Here is a 17,067-nt window from a genome sequence, read left to right as displayed (position 1 = left end):
ATAATTAAATTGCCTTACATTTTTCTGCCAGCCACAAGGCTTCTTCTTCAGTTAATGCTGGCTTCAATTGGTCATAAACCATTTGATTATAGGTATTCAGCCAGTTAATTTGCTCGGGAAGCAGCCATTCTGCCTGGATGATCGAAGTATCTATGTAAGCCATTGTTACTGTTTCAAACTGAAGAAATTCACCAAAACGAGTCGTTTCTCCGGTAACGGTAAGCACGAGGTTTTCAATCCGCACACCATGCTTACCCGGTCGGTAAATCCCAGGTTCTATGGAAGTCAACATCCCTGGATCTATTGATACCGCAGCATTTGACGGGCCAATATTTTGCGGACCTTCATGAACATTTAGGTAATAGCCCACGCCATGACCTGTACCATGGCCATAATTAATGCCTTGCTGCCAAAGTTGCTGACGGCAAATTCCATCAATTTGATACCCGCGGGTACCTTTAGGAAATTTAGCCGCAGATCCAAAAATCATAGCAGAAAGCACCAAGGTATAATCCATTTTTTCCTCCTCGGTGGTTTCACCTAATGGAACCGTTCTGGTAATATCAGTTGTGCCGTAGAAATAATGCCCACCAGAATCTAACAGGAAAAGTCCTTGAGGAAGCAACTCGAGCGGGTTGATTTCATCAGGCGCATAATGTGGCAGTGCGGCATTTGGCCCATAACCTGCAATGGAAGCGAAGCTGATGCCCGCAAAAGTTTTACCGAGTTCACGAAATTCTTTCACCTTCTGCGATGCAGACCATTCTGTAATCTTTATTTTTCCAATATTTTCTTCCAGCCATTTAAAAAAACGGGTGAGCGCCACACCATCACTTATCATCGCCGCACGGATATTTTCAATTTCTACTGCGTTTTTGATAGACTTTAACAGCACCACAGGATTAGTTTCCCTAATCACGCCCACTGTTGAGGAAAGCTGCGTTAAAAACTGATAGGAGGTTCGTTTTCCATCCAGCAAAATCGTACAATCTTCCAGTTGTTGAATATCAGAACTGATTTCGTGATAGCCCTTCAGCTTCACGCCCCTTTCTGCTAATAAACTCACATCAGCAGCAGCTAATTTTTGATGATTAAGGTATAAGGTAACTTCATTTGTAGTGATTAATGCATAACAAAGTACCACCGGATTATAACTTACATCATTTCCCCTGATATTGAAAAGCCAAGCCAAATCATCCAAACTAGAGATCACATGAACGCCAGCCTGATGTTCTTTTAACGCTACCCGAAGTGCTGAAAGCTTGCTTTTGAAGGTTTCCCCGCAATCTTTTTCAGGCAATAAAACGGCAGGATCAGTTGGCAACGCAGGTCGGTTCTCCCAAATTTCATCCATTAAATCTAAATGCCGAATATCAATGTGATGAGTAGCCAGGGCAATTTTAATTTCTTCGCCTAAAACCATCGACATCAGTTGATAATCAAATGCCACTACCGATCCTTCAGCTAACATTTCACCCAACCAGGCAATATATTCAGGTGTATGCTGAACCTTTAACTTGACCAATTCATATCCGCTCCCTGCAAGTTGCTGTGCGGCTTGTTCAAAATAACGGAAATCAGCCCAAAGCCCCGCAAAGTCTTGGGTAATCACCAATGTTCCGGCAGAACCGCTGAAGCCCGAAGCAAACTGTATGCATTTATAGCGATCGGGAACGTATTCACTCATGTGTGGATCAGAAGAAGGAATGATGTACGCATCTACTCCTGCTTCCTTCATTTTTATCCGGATGGCATTTAATATATCCTGATGGGTCATATCCATTAATAAGCATTGTTTCTAATTTCTTCCACTTCGCTAATGTCTATCGCCAAAGGTTTTCCTAATAGTTGGAGGCCTTCATTGGTCATAGCATAATTATTCTCTAAACGGATTCCACTAAAATCCTTAAACTTTTCTACTGCGTCATAATTAATAAAGGATTCGAATTTCCGCTCAGCCTTCCATAAATCAATCAGTTCAGGAATCATATAAATTCCAGGCTCGATGGTAAATACATAACCAGGCTCCAAAGCACGTCCTAACCTTAAAGATTTAAGTCCAAACAATTCTTTTTCTTTCTTTAAAGCATCATCATAACCTACATATTCTTCACCTAAATCTTCCATATCATGAACATCAAGCCCCATCATATGGCCGGTACCACACTGAAAAAATAAGGCATGTGCACCTGCAGCCACGGCTTCATCCATATCGCCCTTCATTAATCCCATTGCTTTCATGCCTTCGGCCAAACCTTTACAGGCTGCATCATGAACATCAATATATTTTACATTTGGTTTTGATACGGCCTCGGCACTTTGTAACGCAGATTGAACAATAGAATACACCTCCCGTTGTCTACTATCAAATTTTTTACCTACCGGAAAGGTTCTGGTTAAATCGCCACAATAACCCATTGCGGTTTCCATCCCCGAATCATTTAACACCATTTGCCCATCTTGCATTACATTTCCATGAAAATGATTGTGCAGAATTTCGCCATGAACGGTTAAAATGATCGGATAGGCAATATTGCCACCAGTCCGCAGCGCCTCACCATGAATGAATGCGGCAATCTCTTCTTCTTTCATTCCTGGCTTGGTTTTACGCATGGCCAGCAAATGCATATCTATACTGTGATTAACAGCTTGTTCTATTTCATTAATTTCTAAAGCTGATTTAATTGCCCGTTGTGCCGCAACTGCTTTAATAAAGGGTACAGATGCTGATGGCTTTAAATGATTTACATCAAGGTTTAATAAATCTGCCAGCTTGATTTTATTTTCTGCCCGGTAAGGTGGCAAGAAGTGAATGGCTCTTTTTACAGTTGTAGCCTTTTTAATATATTCAGAAAGTTCACCAAATGGCAACACCTTTGAGATACCCGCTAAATTTGCTTTTTCCTGAATAGTTTGTTGCCTGCCCATCCACACGATATCATCAATGCTCATTTCATTTCCAAAGATCATTTCCTGGTTTTCATCTATATCGATAATGGCTACTAAACCTGGATGTGCAATTCCGAAATAGTATAAAAATGTGCTGTCTTGCCTAAAGCTATATGCATTATCTGCATAATTCATCGGACTTTCTTCATTGCCAAAAAAAAGAAGTAAGCCAGATTTTAATCTTTGAGCCAATGCTGCTCTTCTTTCTACATAAACACTTGTTTGGAACATTTGCTTTATTTTCTAGTGGGTCATAAATTTGATCAAAAGTAATAAAAGCGATAAATAATGCCTGCTCATTTACGTCACAATCTCAAACAGGATAAGATCATGCGCTATAGGGTGAAAATCAGGAAAGATTGATCGGGAGATTTACACCAAATTAGCGTATGGATAAAATGGAATCGAAAAGAAGCAGCTACCCAAAAAGTATCGGGTACATTATTGCCAATGAGGGTGCTGAACGATTTAGTTTTTACGGCATGCGCTCTATTCTGGCAACTTTTCTGGTTTTTCATTTTTTCAATCCTACCCTCAATCCTGCTTTGCAAATTACTGCTGAAGCGAAGGCGAATGAAACCACACACTTTTTTGTGTCGCTCGCCTATGCACTTCCTTTTATAGGTGGCCTGGTAGCCGATTGGTTTTTCGGGAAATATAAGGTGATTATTTATGTGTCGATAGTTTATTGTATTGGCCATTTGTGTTTGGCGCTATTTGATCATGATCTGGAAAAATTTAAATACGGATTAATTTTAATTGCCATAGGTGCCGGAGGAATTAAATCATGTGTTTCGGCGAATCTTGGCGATCAGTTTACCGCAAGCAACAAGCACCTGATGTCTAAAGTTTATGGTTGGTTTTACTTTAGCATCAATGCTGGATCTGTATTGTCAACTATTCTGATTCCCCTAATATATGACCGTTATGGTGCCAAATGGGCATTTGGAATCCCCGGAATTTTAATGGCTTTAGCCACGGTAATTTTCTTTTTGGGTAGAAAAACTTACATCAATGTTCCGCCATCTGGTGTGAATAAAAATAATTTTGTATTCATTTCCGTCTATGCATTGATTAACTGGCGATCTAAAAAGAAAAAACAATCGCTGCTGGATGTGGCGAAAGATAAATTTGATCACCAAAAGGTAGAAGATGTAAAAACAGTTTATAATGTACTGGCGGTATTCGCTTTCATCCCAATTTTCTGGGCACTTTGGGACCAGAATTTATCGGAATGGGTATTGCAGGCGACAAAAATGGACCGCCATATTCTTGGAATCAACCTTCTTCCTGAACAAATTCAAACGGTAAATCCATTTTTCCTGCTGGTATTTATTCCCATATTTAATTACTGGCTCTATCCATTTTTGGATAAAAGGGGTTTAAAAACCACACCATTAAGAAGAATAGGCGCCGGACTTATTCTTACCGCTGTATCTTTTATCATTATTGCATTGATTCAAACCAGCATTGATGGAGGTGCAAGTCCATCAATTGGCTGGCAGGTTCTGGCTTATGCCATTCTTGCAGCGGCAGAGGTTTTGGTGTCCATTACCGGACTGGAATATGCCTATACGCAAGCCAGTAAATCAATGAAAAGTACCATGATCGCAATCTGGCTGCTCACCACTGCATTAGGGAATCTTTTTACAGCATTGGTGAACAGGAGCATTTCTAATGGTGGTTTCTTTGCACAGTTTAAAGGCGCAGATTATTATTGGTTTTTTATTGGTTTGCTTGGCTTTTTCATTGTAATTTATCTTTTTGTTTCACCAAGAATCAAAGAGCGACAGGAAACAGGTGATCTAACACCCATTCAACCCTAACCAACACAAGTGATATGATCAAACCAATTAATGTGCGCCTAAGATACTTTTTTAAGGTTATTTTTACCATTACAGCACTTTTTGAAACGGGTACGACCAATGCTCATGCACAAAGCAGCAATTCAAAACCTTTAGTGACCAACCTCGAACAACTGCTGATTACCCGTCCGCCAGATTCCCTGGGTTATCCAAAGTTTTATGAGAAATATACTGATGCGTTCGGTATTCCTGTAGTTTCATCTGCGAAGGTTTCTGATGCAACCTTATTGGTTGCCCGGGACATTATCAATTATATGTTGCTTAAAAGACCTGATATTCGCAAAGCGATGATGAGCATGAAAGCCCGCCTATCCATTATGGCATGGTCTGAAATGCAAACCGATTTACCAGAATATAGCAACTGGAAAAAACCTGCCATCACTGACGGCAGACTCACGTCGACTGAAAGAGAAAACTACAATAAACCAGGAGGAATAGCAAGTTTAACGGATAAGGGATATTGGAATCAGCGTGCCCGAGGCATGGGCGGCATTCAAACTTCCTGCGCAGAAGAAAATCTTTTGGGTTTCCCCGGCACGAAGTACTATGGTGAAAACATTATGGTACATGAATGGAGCCATAATGTAATGTCGGCCTTAGGCAAGGCTGATCCGAAGCTTTATAAGCAAATTAATAAGGCTTATGAAACGGCGAAAGCAAAAGGAATGTATAAAGGGCAGTATGCTATTAATACCGTTGCCGAATATTGGGCAGAAGGCAGCCAGTGGTGGTTTTGGTCTAATTATGAATTTAATGATGGCACCATTAAGGTACAATCTCCTGATGATTTGAAAGCTTATGACCCAACGCTATATCATATTCTATCACAAGTTTATGCAGGGCATCATATTCCAGCAGATGTTTATTATGGAAAGAATATTCCTTTTGGAGGGCCTACGGTGAAACATTAATGAGTTAACTACGACTTAAGAAGTTTAGCTGGCTTTTGCGAAGGAGAAACTTCGTCAGTCTAAAAAGGAAGCAAAATTCATGATCAAACTGACGAAGTTCTACCACCCTCCTGGCCTTTGAAACTTCGTAAGTTAATTTTTCTTCGCCCTTTCCCTTTCAGGGGAAAGGTGCCGATAGGCGGATAGGGGGCTCCCGATCAAACTGACGAAGTTCTACCATTCTCCTGGCCTTTAAAACTTCGTAAGTTAATTTACGACTTGCGAAATTTAACCACCCCACCCTACGGGCACCCCTCCTTAAAAAAAGGAGGGGAGTTTTGATTCTACGATATGTGTTTGGGCTTCGATAAATATTATTTTCATGGTACTTTCCCTTTAAGGGGAAAGGTGCCGATAGGCGGATAGGGGGCCAACGCAATAAACTTCTTCAGTTTATTTATCAGATTTAGAGGTAGTCATATTCACATTTGGCGTCTCCGCATTTAATAAATGTTTAATGAAGAAATCCCTTTTCCGTCTTCGCCCGTAAACACCACCATCGCTGTGGCCCATTCCGGGGATACTTAAAATATCAAAATCTTTATTGGCTTTAATCAGTGCATCAGCCAGACGATAGGTAGATTCTGGCGGAACATTTTCATCAGCTTCGCCCACAATTAAAAATAAATTTCCCTGTAGTTTTGCCGCATTGGTAATGTTTGATTGTGCGCCATAATGTTCGCCAACCGGATAACCCATCCATTGTTCGTTCCACCATTGTTTATCAATGCGGTTATCATGACAACCACAGGCTGAAACCGCAGCTTTATAAAATTCAGGATGAAATAGTAAAGCACCGGTAGAATTTTGTCCGCCAGCAGATGTTCCATAAACACCAATTTTATTGATATCGGCGTTAGGGTATTTTTTTGCCATGGCTTTCATCCATAAAATCCGGTCTGCGAAACCTGCATCAGCCAGGTCATGCCAGCAAACATCATGAAATGCTTTTGATCGGTTAGCTGTTCCCATGCCATCAATTTGCACCACAATGAAACCCAGTTCTGCCAGGCTTTGCATTTCACTCGCTGGCAGAAAACTTTTAGGCACAAAACTATCCTGCGGACCCGCATAAATATTTTCGATAATCGGGTAAGTTTTATTAGGTTCCATATTCGAAGGCATACAAACCACGCCCCAGATATCGGTCACACCATCCCGGCCCTTACTTACAAAAACTTCTGGCAATTTCACACCTGTGTTTAAAAATGGTGCAACATCACCATGCTCAATCTCTTGCAAAGCTTTTGTACTTGCAGTAAGTTTTAATTTAGTAACAGGCGGGATATTCACCTGCGAATAAGTGTCTAGATAATATTTTCGATCTGGCGAAAAGGTAAGGTTATGGTTTCCCTCTTCAGGCGTGAGGTTAACCAATCCTTTTCCATCGAAACCAATCCGGTAATAATGAATAAAATAGGGATCTTCACCCTTATTCATTCCGCTGGCTTTAAACCAAACCTGGCGTTTTAAAATATCTACGCTATCAATATCGCGAACTACCCAATTGCCCTTTGTAATAAGTTGTTGTTTGCCCGATATGCCATTCACCAAATATAAATGTTGCCAGCCATCTTGCTCACTGGTGTATAGAATTTCGTTTGTTTTAGGCAGATAACGGGTATAAATTCTGTTTTCGTAAATGAAGGTTTTGGTTTTTTCATCAATGATGTTTTTCGTTTTCCCGGTTTGCACGTCTACTTCAATTACCCTGAACCGCTGGTGACCACGATCTGCTTTTTCATAAGTATAGTAGCGGTTGTTGCGCCAATGTAACGGCTGCGGATCGAAAAAATCAGTGGGTTCTACATCAACTTTTTTTGAATTTTTAGTCGTTAAATTAAAAACATAAGGCTGATAAGAAGTAAAATCATCACCGGGTTGTGCATACTCCCGAGACTTTAATTCGCCTCTTGTAGTTCCCGGAACGGAACTTAAAATGTAGTGAACTTTCTTTATTTCTTTTGGATCAGTTTTATAGGCCACAACCGTTTTTCCATCAGGCGACCATTCAATATTCCCATAAGGTTTATCTGCAGAGCCATCTGTACTCAATGGCGTTTCTGCTTTAGATGCCACATCAATCAATATTAAATTACCTCCACGAACTTCGATTTCGCTTTTTCCGTCAGGAGATTGCCGAATGGTTTTGCTCCCCTCCCAACGTGAGTGCTTTTGCTGCAATGGCTTTTTGGAATTGGATCTGAAAATTATGGTATCCATAGCAGGCACAACACTGTAATCTAAAAGATTTACCTGATACCATTGGTTTTGAGTTTTTAGCTTTAGGGTATTTTGATCTTCAAAATAAATTTCGGAAAACGCCAAACGCATGGAAGATTGCTTTTTACCACTTACCTGCTCCAGGTTTTGCGCTAATTTCTGCGCATCAAATGCAGGTTTACGTTTACCGGTAGCAGCATCAACATAAATATATTCCCAGTTTTTATCTGGTAGATTTTTCTTGTACCAGAATGCTGATCCATCCTTTTTCCAAAATGGAACAATATCATTATTGGTGGGGATGTTGCGGATAGCGGTATCTAATTTATTTGCCCGTTGATAGGCCTGAACAATATCTGCGGCACTGGGTGCGTAGGAAGTTTGCTGAGCCAGAACAGTAAAAGAAGTTATGGTAAAAAAAGAGGTGACTGCTAATTTTTGGATCAGGGAATTCATTTTCATTTTGCAATGTTAAGCTGTAAATATAATTCAACAAGCACTTAAATTCCATTTGTATTTTGATGCATAACACAAATATTTTAACCTACTTTACTCCTTTCTTTTCCTTTTATTTCTCGGTAAGTTTGCACTCGTTTATAACGAGTGCAGTTATAGAAAGACGATTTAATCGTCTGAATATTTACGCTCGTTGAAAAACAAGCGTAGGCTAGAAGCTACTTATATTGCCTTAACTTCATTAACGCGTTTAATGAGATAATATACCGGAATCCCAATCAGGGTGATGATTAATCCCGGCCAGGTAAATTTAGGTTTGAAAATGATGAGCAAAATGCAGAAAGCCAAACCCATTAAAATGTAAATGATGGGCAAAACCGGATAACCAAAAGCTTTATATGGCCGTGCTGCATCAGGGCGCTTTTTACGAAGGATAAAAATCCCAAAAATGGTGAGCATGTAAAATCCAACCACCACAAATGAAATCATATCCAGCAGATCTCCATATTTTCCACTCAGACACCATAAGCATGCAAAAACACACTGAATCCATAAGCCAAAACCTGGAACGGAATTCTTGTTAAGTTCAGCTACCTTTTTGAAAAATAAGCCATCTTTACCCATGGAATAATAAACCCTTGCGCCGGCCATAATCAGGCCATTATTACAACCAAAAGTGGAAACCATAATCATCACAGCAATGGTAATGGTTCCGGCTGTGCCGAAAATATGATTCGCTGCGGAAACTGCCACCCGATCTTTATCTGCATAGGCGATATCATGCAAACTTAATACACCAGTATACATCACATTGGTTAAGAGATAAAGTACAGTTACAATGATGGTCCCTAAAGCCAGGCTTAAACCAATATTACGTGCCGGGTTTTTAATTTCACCTGCAATGAAAGTAACATTATGCCAGGAATCGCTACTAAAGATTGATCCCACCATGGCTGCAGCAATGGCACCAAAAGCGGCCAGCGCAGTATAAGGTGAAATATTTCCATCAGATGACAGCGAGCCTAAATGCCACATGTTTTCCCAGTTTGCCTTCCAGATTCCTTTATCAAGAAAAAATAAACCAAATACAATCAAGCCAAAAAGGCTAAGTAATTTTGCTACGGTAAAAGTAGTTTGAATAGCCTTCCCAGCATTAACGCCTCTACTGTTTACATAGGTGAGAAACACAATGACGCCTATAGCCAGTAACTGAGCTGGTGAAACGGTAAGAAAACCTAAATCTAAAGCAACTAGATCTTCGCTGAATGCAGGTAATAAATAAGCGGTGAATTTGGCAAATGCCACACCAACAGCTGCTATCGTTGCGGTTTGTATTACCGTGAAAAAACTCCAGCCATATAAAAAACTAATAAGTGGATTATAGGCTTCCTTTAAATAAATATACTGACCACCTGCCTTTGGAAACATTGCGCTTAGTTCACCATAACTTAAAGCTGCGGTAAGGGTCATGAAACCGGTAATTAACCAAACCACCAATAGCCAGCCAGCACTACCTACATTGCGGGTGATATCTGCACTGACAATAAAAATCCCAGAACCAATCATGCTCCCGGCAACTAACATTGTTGCATCCAACAATTTTAGTGAGGGTTTAAAGTGGCTGTTTTCTTGTTCCATTTGTGATTTGAGGGTTTTTTAACGATTAATAATTGAACATTATGCATCCAATCCGTGTAAAACCAGAGATATTTTTATGATTGAAAAATTTTGAGAAATGTTACTATTAAAAAGCTATCTTATTCTGAATGCCACAATCCTAAGATTAATGGCAACGGATTAATTGGTTACTTCCTTTTAAAAAGTTCATGAATCAAGTTCAGGTTGATGAAAAGTTTTTAACCAGCTAATTAAGCTCCCATGTAGCTTACCCTACTTACCATGTTATAAGTATCTATGTAAGCCCTTGGCGATTGGCCGATAATACTTTTAAATACCCTGTTGAAATTGGTAATGCTATTGAATCCTGCCTTGTAAGCTACGCCTGAAATGCAGTCGGTTTTTTCTCCTGAGATCAAACTTTTACAGGCGTCATTAATTCTGACTTCATTTAAAAAGGACACAAAGGTGTGGCCCGTATGTTTTTTAAAATACCTGCAGAAAGCCTGAGGTGTCATAAAAGCGACATTCGCTACATCTTCTAAGGTAATTTGACTATTATAATTTTCTGTGATGTAACCAATGATCTTACTGAGGCGCATTCCTTCATTTTCACTAACGTTAGAAGAATATAAATCAGAACACAATGGAATGGTATCATCGCCAATGGCCTGGAGGGTCACCATTAATTTAACAAAAGCAAAAAGCAAATCCGTTCCGGAAGCCTCATAAACGGCTACCATTTTACTTAAAATTTCTTCTGTATGAATAAAAGGCACTTTAAAACCGTGTTTATTTTTCCCTAAAAAGGCATTGGCTAATTTCATTTCCGGGAGAGAAAACAGCGGACCTAATGTTCCTACAGAATTGAAGTAAACAGAATAAGCTGCTATCGAGCGTTCACTCTTGCTCTCAAAATATTCAGGATTGCTTTTAAAAAGATGCGGAAGCTTTGCGCCAATTACAAATAAATCTCCCGGTCTGAAAGCATGCATATCACTTCCGGCAATCAGCGTTCCTTCTCCTCTTTCAATGTAAGTGATCTGCCATTCGTCGTGCCTGTGCAGATATTGATAAAAATAGGGTAATTCAATGTGCTCAGAAATAACACTCTTGTCATCAGGCACAAGCATGGTAAATGGCAATACTTTCATGTAGTTGGTTGGTTATTTGTTGATAATTGAAGATAAGGATATTAACTGTAAAAATTAAAAAAAACCTTTATTAGGTTAAAATCCTGCTACAATGCGATAATATTCTATGAATCTGCACCTGGAATTTTTGTTTTTCAGTAATTTGAAAGTAGGCCGATATAGCAGATTCAAATAAAATTAACTTATGCTATCTCAAAGGTATATAAAAGGCGGGTGATAAATCCGCAATCTGCTTATTTTATCTCCGTCATTGAGGTACGAACCAATTTTAATACGATCGCTATTGCGTCTAGTTGTAGCGAGGAACTAAAATGTCCTTACCCTTCGTAGTTAAAAGGATTTCATTTTGTCCTAGCCGGACGGGCTTATTTTCTTTTGACAGCAAAAGAAACAAAACTGCCGGCTCGCAATTTTTCTATGGATGTCAGTAGTTTGGCTGGGTCAGTGCCACCCCGAAAAATTGACCATGCCGGTCCAAGAGCAGAACGGAGAAACTGTGGTTTAGCTTCATATGGTGACTAAGGCATAGGTATAAACACTAGCTGTATACAGAGGGATAATTTATTCATAAAAATCAATATAACTGACGCTTTTATAATTAATTGATTTTTAACAATAAGTAATTACATCAATGGTAGCTTTTCGAAACAACATTAAAGATATTTTTTTTATTAGCCATTCAACAGGCTACTAATGACAGCGAGGGAGGAACCCCGCTATTGCCACCCTGCTCTCCGGCCTAGGAGATGATGGAAGGAGAAAACGTTAAAGCTGCTGCAAAAACTTTCAAACCACCACTACCCAAGGCAGCACAAGCCGCCATAAAGCTTCAACGAGTTTATCCGACATCAGATCCAAGCCTTGATTTCTTGCTTCTTTGTGATCAAGAACAAAGAAGAAGCCCTTCGGCGGCCGATCTGCACCGATTTTTCATCGGTAGCCGAGGAAAGCCAGAGCCATAGCTTTTAGGTCGTAACGGGACGCTACGACCAGTTTAAAGCTCTACCTAAAAATGATTCCATTATCTATTAGCGGAAAATGATTCCACCGCCATTTCCAGTTTTTCTTCAGCAATAATCTGACTAACCAGTAAACCCGTGGCGGGGCCAAGGCTTAGGCCCATCATCCCGTGCCCAGTAGCAATAATGAGATTTTTTCTTTGGTCACTACGTCCAATATAAGGTAATCCATCAGGTGATGATGGCCTGAATCCATACCAGATCTCTTTTTCATTCGGAAGCGAAGGATTCAAATCAGGAAAATATTTAGGCACAGATTCTACAATTCCTTTAACCCGCTGCATATTTATATTGGTATTAATCTTGTCCAGCTCCATTGTTCCACCATAACGAATACTACCATTCATTGGCGTAATGGCTACCCTCGCTTCGCAAAGTAAAGCCGGAATAGTTAAGCGGTTTTGCGGTTCTGGCTCCATAAAAGAATAACCTTTACCAGGCATTAACGAAATTCTTAAATCGGCCATTTTTGCTACAGCAGGAGACCATGATCCTGTTGCAATCACATATTGATCGGCCTCCCAAGCCTGATCACCCGTAAAAACCTTTGTGATATTTTTCCCGTCAGATTCAATTTTATCAACTTCCTTGCCGCTCACAATGGAAACGCCATTCGCTTTAAGATAGGTGAGCAGTGCACTCATCAGTTTGCCAGGATAAAGGTGTGCATCGCATCGGTAATGCACAGCGCCGAGTACATCAAGATTTAAATTTGGTTGCAGTGCCTTGCACTCTGTTGCACTTAAAACGGCCATATCCAATCCTAGAGCTTTGGCCTTATCAGCCAGATGCGCTTCTTCTTCACCAGCTTGTTCAGTTTTGTAGAAAGCTAAAATGCCATTATTGGTGAGTTCAAAATTGAAACCAGGTTCTTTTGATAAATCTTCGTAAAGTTTTTTGCTCAGTAATGATAAATCACGAAGGGGTTCTGCAGATTGAGTGACATGCTTTTCTGTAGCATGCTTCATAAACTTCAGCCCCCAGCCAATAAGGCTTGGATTTAAAGATGGACGAACATAAAACGGACTTTTACTATTAAACATCCAGCGGATCCCCTTACTCAACATTCCAGGCGCAGCCAATGGAATAAAATGACTGGGTACAATCATACCTGCGTTTCCAAATGAGCAATTATCGCTTAAATCGCCTTTATCCAGAACGGTTACTTCAAATCCTTTTTTTTGAAGATAATATGCCGACGTAAGTCCAACAATTCCTCCTCCTATAATTAATACTTTCGACATTGTATTTTCCTAATCCTATAAAAATCACCCACTAAATTACCTGAAAACCATATGCATAAGGATCATCCTCTGCATCAATCTTTATCGTATTATAGCCAAAAACCTTTGCCCAACCTTCTACACTTGGAATAATGGCTTTAAAGCCTGCCAATTCAATTTCTTCTTCTACCCTTCCGGTAAACTTGCTGCCGATAAAACTTTCATGGATAAAATCTTCTCCTTTTTTGAGTTTTCCTTTTGCATACCATTGTGCCATGCGGGCAGATGTGCCTGTACCACAAGGTGAACGATCGATGGCTTTATCACCATAAAAAACTGCATTTCTGGCGGTCGAAGTTGGATCTAAAGTCGTTCCTGTCCATAACACGTGGCTACAGCCGTTAATAGTCGAATCTTGCGGATGAACAAATGTATATTTCTCATTGATGCGCTTTCTGATCGTCTGACTCCAGGTAATCAGTTGCGATGCTGTATAATTTTCTAAACCTGGAAAATTGGCTTGTGGATCAACAATCGCATAGAAATTACCACCGTAAGCAACATCAAAAGTAAGTGTTCCTAAATCCGGACATTCAATTTCTAAATTTTCAGCTGCCAGATAAGATGCTACGTTTTTTAACTTAACAGATTTTACTTTTTTTCCTTCTTGCTTGTATTCAATCTGGACTAAACCTGCTGGTGCTTCCATTCTGATTACACCTGGTATTTTCGGCTGAATCAGGCCTTCTTCAATCGCAATCGTAATGGTACCAATGGTTCCATGGCCACACATGGGCAGGCAACCACTGGTTTCGATGAAGAGAACAGCCACATCATTTTGAGGATCATGAGGTGGATAAAGGATACTGCCCGACATCATATCATGACCGCGGGGCTCGAACATCAACCCTGTTCTGATCCAATCAAACTCCCTTAAAAAGTGCTGCCGTTTTTCACTCATATTGGCGCCCACCAGCTGTGGTCCGCCGCCTGCCACTAACCTTACCGGATTTCCACAAGTATGTGCGTCTACACAAAAAAAGGTTTTACTCATATGTCTTTCGTAAATTGCTGGTCTACCATTCTAAAAATACCCAAAGGATTACCATCTTTCAGCTCATCTGGCAAAAGATCTTGGTCCCAATCCTGATAGGCAAGCGGTCTTACAAAACGATAAATTGCAGTAGAACCTACTGAGGTAAACCGGCTGTCGTTTGTTGCCGGAAATGGCCCACCATGTTGCATGGCTGCACAAACTTCTACACCAGTGGGTACGCCATTAAGAATAATACGACCAGTTTTATCTGTTAATTTATGAATGAGGGACTGATATTGACTAAGTTCATTTTTATCAGCCATAATCGTTACCGTTAACTGACCTTGCAATACCGCGATTACTTCCTCCAACTCCTGCTTATCCTTAGCTACCACTAAAAGTGAATACGGACCGAAGATTTCTTCCTGTAATTTTGGATTTTTAATGAAACTTACAGCATCTACCTGCGCTACTTTAGCTTCAGACTGATTTTGTAACGCTGTGTTTTTTACCTCAGAAACTGCAAGTAGTTCAATGCCATTTTCAGCGATGATGTTACCTGAAAGTTTAGTATAATTTTTTGCAATTCCTTCGGTGAGCATGGTTGCAGATGGAACCAGCGAAATTGCAGTGGCTATGGCTTGCTTAAATTTTTCAAGATCTGGCGATGCGATGGCCAACATTAAACCTGGATTAGTACAAAACTGTCCTGCACCCAAAGTAATAGAGGCCGCATATTTTTTAGCGAGTTCTTCAGCCTGATTTTCTATAGCCTCTGGCAGAAATATAACAGGGTTAATACTTCCCATTTCAGCAAATACCGGAATAGGTTGTGCCCGTTGTTGCGCCAGATTAATCAGCGCCATCCCGCCATGGTAAGAGCCTGTAAATGTTACTGCCTTTGTAAGCGGATGTAATACCAAAGCGGTACCTACTTGATAGCCATCATCATAAAGCAAAGAAAATACACCTTTAGGCATACCTGTTTTTTCAACTGCTTTAATAATGGCCTCACCTACTAATGCACTGGCACCATAATGTGCAGGGTGTGCTTTAACTATAACAGGGCAACCAGCAGCTAAGGCCGAAGCCGTATCGCCACCCGCCACTGAAAAAGCTAAAGGAAAATTACTGGCACCAAATACCACCACCGGACCCATAGGAATTAGCATCCGGCGAATATCTGATCTTGGTAAAGGTTGTCTTTCTGGTAAAGCGGTATCAATAATGGCATCAACCCATGAACCTTCTGCTACCAGATTGGCAAAAAGCCTCAATTGACCAGTTGTTCTGCCCAATTCACCTTGTAATCTTGGTAATGGCAAACCGCTCTCGGCTGATGCACGAGTCACTAAATCTTCTCCAATGGCAGCGATTTCATCAGCAATGGCATTTAAAAATGCGGCTTTTTTATCTTTATGGATATTTCTATAGATTTCAAATGATTCGGTAGCCGAAACTAAAGCCTCATTGATTTCCTGTTCACTTGCCTTACAAAATTCACCCTCCAGCAATAAACCCGTTGCCGGATTTACTGCTTTAAGGTTAAGTTCAACGGCTTCTTTATAAGCACTGGCCACTATATTTTTTCCGTTCATATTTGGTTGATGTTATTTACCCCAGCTTCCTGAAGGTAATTCTGGACGAACAGCTAGTGCGTCGTTAATAATTTTTAATACTTTTTCTCTTTCTGCACCTTCAAGGGCTAAACGTGGCGCTCTCACAGCTTCAGTTCCTAAGCCCGTAGCCACTTCAGCAAGTTTAATATACTGAACAAGTTTTGGATGAATATCCAATTCTAACACAGGCAAAAACCAACGGTAAATCGTTAAGGCTTCAGCAATGCGGTTTTCTTTAATCAAATTGAAAATCGCAACGGTTTCTCTTGGAAAGGCATCAACTAAACCAGCCACCCATCCATCGGCACCCATTACAATACTCTCCATCGCTAATGGATCTACACCAGTGAAGATTTTGAAACGATCGCCAAAGCGATTAATTAATCTCGTTACGTTAGAAACATCTCTGGTAGATTCTTTAATGGCCTGTACATTTGGATATTTTGTCAACACCTCAAACATATCCAGTGTTACTTCAATTTTATAATCAACAGGATTGTTGTAAATCATAATCGGTAATGAAGTTGATTCAGCAATAGCGCCAAAAAACGCCAGTGTTTCATCTGGTGATGCATAATAACGCATCGGAGGCAATAACATTAATCCTTGCGCACCAAGAGATTCTGCCTTTTTAGCTACTTCAATTCCTTTTTTTGTAGTAGATTCTGATATGTTTAGTAAAACAGGCACACGGCCGTTCACCACTTCTAAAGTGTGCGATAATAATCCGAATTTCTCTTCATCTGTTAATACGCTGGCTTCACCAAGTGATCCGCCAAGAATAATACCCTTTGCACCTGCTTCCAGTTGGGCTTCGACGTTTAAATCAAAAGCTGCAAAGTCTAATTCATCATTTGCTGTAAATTTTGTGGTTACAGCCGGGAAAACCCCTGTCCATTTTATTGCCATTTTACTATTAATTTTATAAATATATTTTTCAAAAAATTACTAAGATT

At 40.1% G+C, this 17,067-nt stretch carries 11 protein-coding genes; 2 read left to right on the top strand and 9 right to left on the bottom strand.

Features of this window, described 5'->3' with window-relative positions; genetic code table 11:
• Positions 1 to 4: 4 nt before the first annotated feature.
• Positions 5 to 1,777, bottom strand: coding sequence for an aminopeptidase P family protein (locus tag EV200_RS21435; RefSeq protein ID WP_132536482.1), 1,773 nt, complete (start codon positions 1,775 to 1,777; stop codon positions 5 to 7).
• A gap of 5 nt (positions 1,778 to 1,782) precedes the next feature.
• A complete protein-coding gene (locus EV200_RS21430; RefSeq protein ID WP_132536480.1) occupies positions 1,783 to 3,180 on the bottom strand; it encodes an aminopeptidase P family protein in 1,398 nt (465 codons plus the stop codon).
• 158 nt (positions 3,181 to 3,338) lie between these two features.
• Between EV200_RS21430 and EV200_RS21425 the strand changes: the two genes are divergently transcribed.
• Both EV200_RS21425 and EV200_RS21420 read left to right on the top strand, forming a co-directional pair.
• The gene (locus EV200_RS21425; RefSeq protein ID WP_132536478.1) at positions 3,339 to 4,775 is read left to right on the top strand and encodes a POT family MFS transporter; all 1,437 of its coding nucleotides are present in this window, start codon (positions 3,339 to 3,341) and stop codon (positions 4,773 to 4,775) included.
• A 14-nt stretch (positions 4,776 to 4,789) separates the two neighbouring features.
• Positions 4,790 to 5,725, top strand: coding sequence for a glycoside hydrolase (locus EV200_RS21420; RefSeq protein ID WP_188754136.1), 936 nt, complete (start codon positions 4,790 to 4,792; stop codon positions 5,723 to 5,725).
• Positions 5,726 to 6,157: 432 nt separating this feature from the next.
• Here the strand turns inward: EV200_RS21420 and EV200_RS21415 are convergent, their stop codons facing one another.
• From EV200_RS21415 to EV200_RS21385, 7 genes are all read right to left on the bottom strand, one after another.
• Positions 6,158 to 8,449 carry a S9 family peptidase gene (locus EV200_RS21415; RefSeq protein WP_229676896.1) on the bottom strand — a complete coding sequence of 764 codons (2,292 nt, stop codon included), beginning with the start codon at positions 8,447 to 8,449 and terminating at the stop codon, positions 6,158 to 6,160.
• A 216-nt stretch (positions 8,450 to 8,665) separates the two neighbouring features.
• On the bottom strand, positions 8,666 to 10,081 hold the full coding sequence (locus tag EV200_RS21410; RefSeq protein ID WP_132536476.1) for an APC family permease: 1,416 nt from the start codon (positions 10,079 to 10,081) through the stop codon (positions 8,666 to 8,668).
• Between the two features lie 230 nt (positions 10,082 to 10,311).
• A complete protein-coding gene (locus EV200_RS21405) occupies positions 10,312 to 11,214 on the bottom strand; it encodes an AraC family transcriptional regulator (protein WP_132536474.1) in 903 nt (300 codons plus the stop codon).
• Positions 11,215 to 12,235: 1,021 nt separating this feature from the next.
• Positions 12,236 to 13,477 carry an NAD(P)/FAD-dependent oxidoreductase gene (locus tag EV200_RS21400; protein WP_132536472.1) on the bottom strand — a complete coding sequence of 414 codons (1,242 nt, stop codon included), beginning with the start codon at positions 13,475 to 13,477 and terminating at the stop codon, positions 12,236 to 12,238.
• A gap of 31 nt (positions 13,478 to 13,508) precedes the next feature.
• A complete protein-coding gene (locus tag EV200_RS21395) occupies positions 13,509 to 14,510 on the bottom strand; it encodes a 4-hydroxyproline epimerase (RefSeq protein WP_132536470.1) in 1,002 nt (333 codons plus the stop codon).
• Positions 14,507 to 16,090, bottom strand: coding sequence for an aldehyde dehydrogenase (NADP(+)) (locus tag EV200_RS21390; protein ID WP_132536468.1), 1,584 nt, complete (start codon positions 16,088 to 16,090; stop codon positions 14,507 to 14,509). Before EV200_RS21390 ends, EV200_RS21395 begins: the two co-directional genes overlap by 4 nt.
• 12 nt (positions 16,091 to 16,102) lie before the next feature.
• Positions 16,103 to 17,020: a dihydrodipicolinate synthase family protein gene (locus EV200_RS21385; RefSeq protein WP_132536466.1), complete on the bottom strand. Its 918-nt coding sequence runs from the start codon at positions 17,018 to 17,020 to the stop codon at positions 16,103 to 16,105.
• Positions 17,021 to 17,067 lie beyond the last annotated feature (47 nt).

The organism is Pedobacter psychrotolerans, from assembly GCF_004340665.1.
Taxonomy (GTDB): domain Bacteria; phylum Bacteroidota; class Bacteroidia; order Sphingobacteriales; family Sphingobacteriaceae; genus Pedobacter; species Pedobacter psychrotolerans.
This window is presented reverse-complemented; position numbering and strand designations above follow the sequence as displayed.

What these genes read in the sequence shown, in the direction of transcription:
- EV200_RS21425 (WP_132536478.1), top strand. Translation starts at nt 3,339, where the DNA reads ATGGATAAAATGGAATCGAAAAGAAGCAGCTACCCAAAAAGTATCGGG.
- EV200_RS21400 (WP_132536472.1), bottom strand. Translation starts at nt 13,477, where the DNA reads ATGTCGAAAGTATTAATTATAGGAGGAGGAATTGTTGGACTTACGTCG.
- EV200_RS21415 (WP_229676896.1), bottom strand. Translation starts at nt 8,449, where the DNA reads ATGAAAATGAATTCCCTGATCCAAAAATTAGCAGTCACCTCTTTTTTT.
- EV200_RS21420 (WP_188754136.1), top strand. Translation starts at nt 4,790, where the DNA reads ATGATCAAACCAATTAATGTGCGCCTAAGATACTTTTTTAAGGTTATT.
- EV200_RS21435 (WP_132536482.1), bottom strand. Translation starts at nt 1,777, where the DNA reads ATGACCCATCAGGATATATTAAATGCCATCCGGATAAAAATGAAGGAA.
- EV200_RS21405 (WP_132536474.1), bottom strand. Translation starts at nt 11,214, where the DNA reads ATGAAAGTATTGCCATTTACCATGCTTGTGCCTGATGACAAGAGTGTT.
- EV200_RS21430 (WP_132536480.1), bottom strand. Translation starts at nt 3,180, where the DNA reads ATGTTCCAAACAAGTGTTTATGTAGAAAGAAGAGCAGCATTGGCTCAA.
- EV200_RS21395 (WP_132536470.1), bottom strand. Translation starts at nt 14,510, where the DNA reads ATGAGTAAAACCTTTTTTTGTGTAGACGCACATACTTGTGGAAATCCG.
- EV200_RS21410 (WP_132536476.1), bottom strand. Translation starts at nt 10,081, where the DNA reads ATGGAACAAGAAAACAGCCACTTTAAACCCTCACTAAAATTGTTGGAT.
- EV200_RS21385 (WP_132536466.1), bottom strand. Translation starts at nt 17,020, where the DNA reads ATGGCAATAAAATGGACAGGGGTTTTCCCGGCTGTAACCACAAAATTT.
- EV200_RS21390 (WP_132536468.1), bottom strand. Translation starts at nt 16,090, where the DNA reads ATGAACGGAAAAAATATAGTGGCCAGTGCTTATAAAGAAGCCGTTGAA.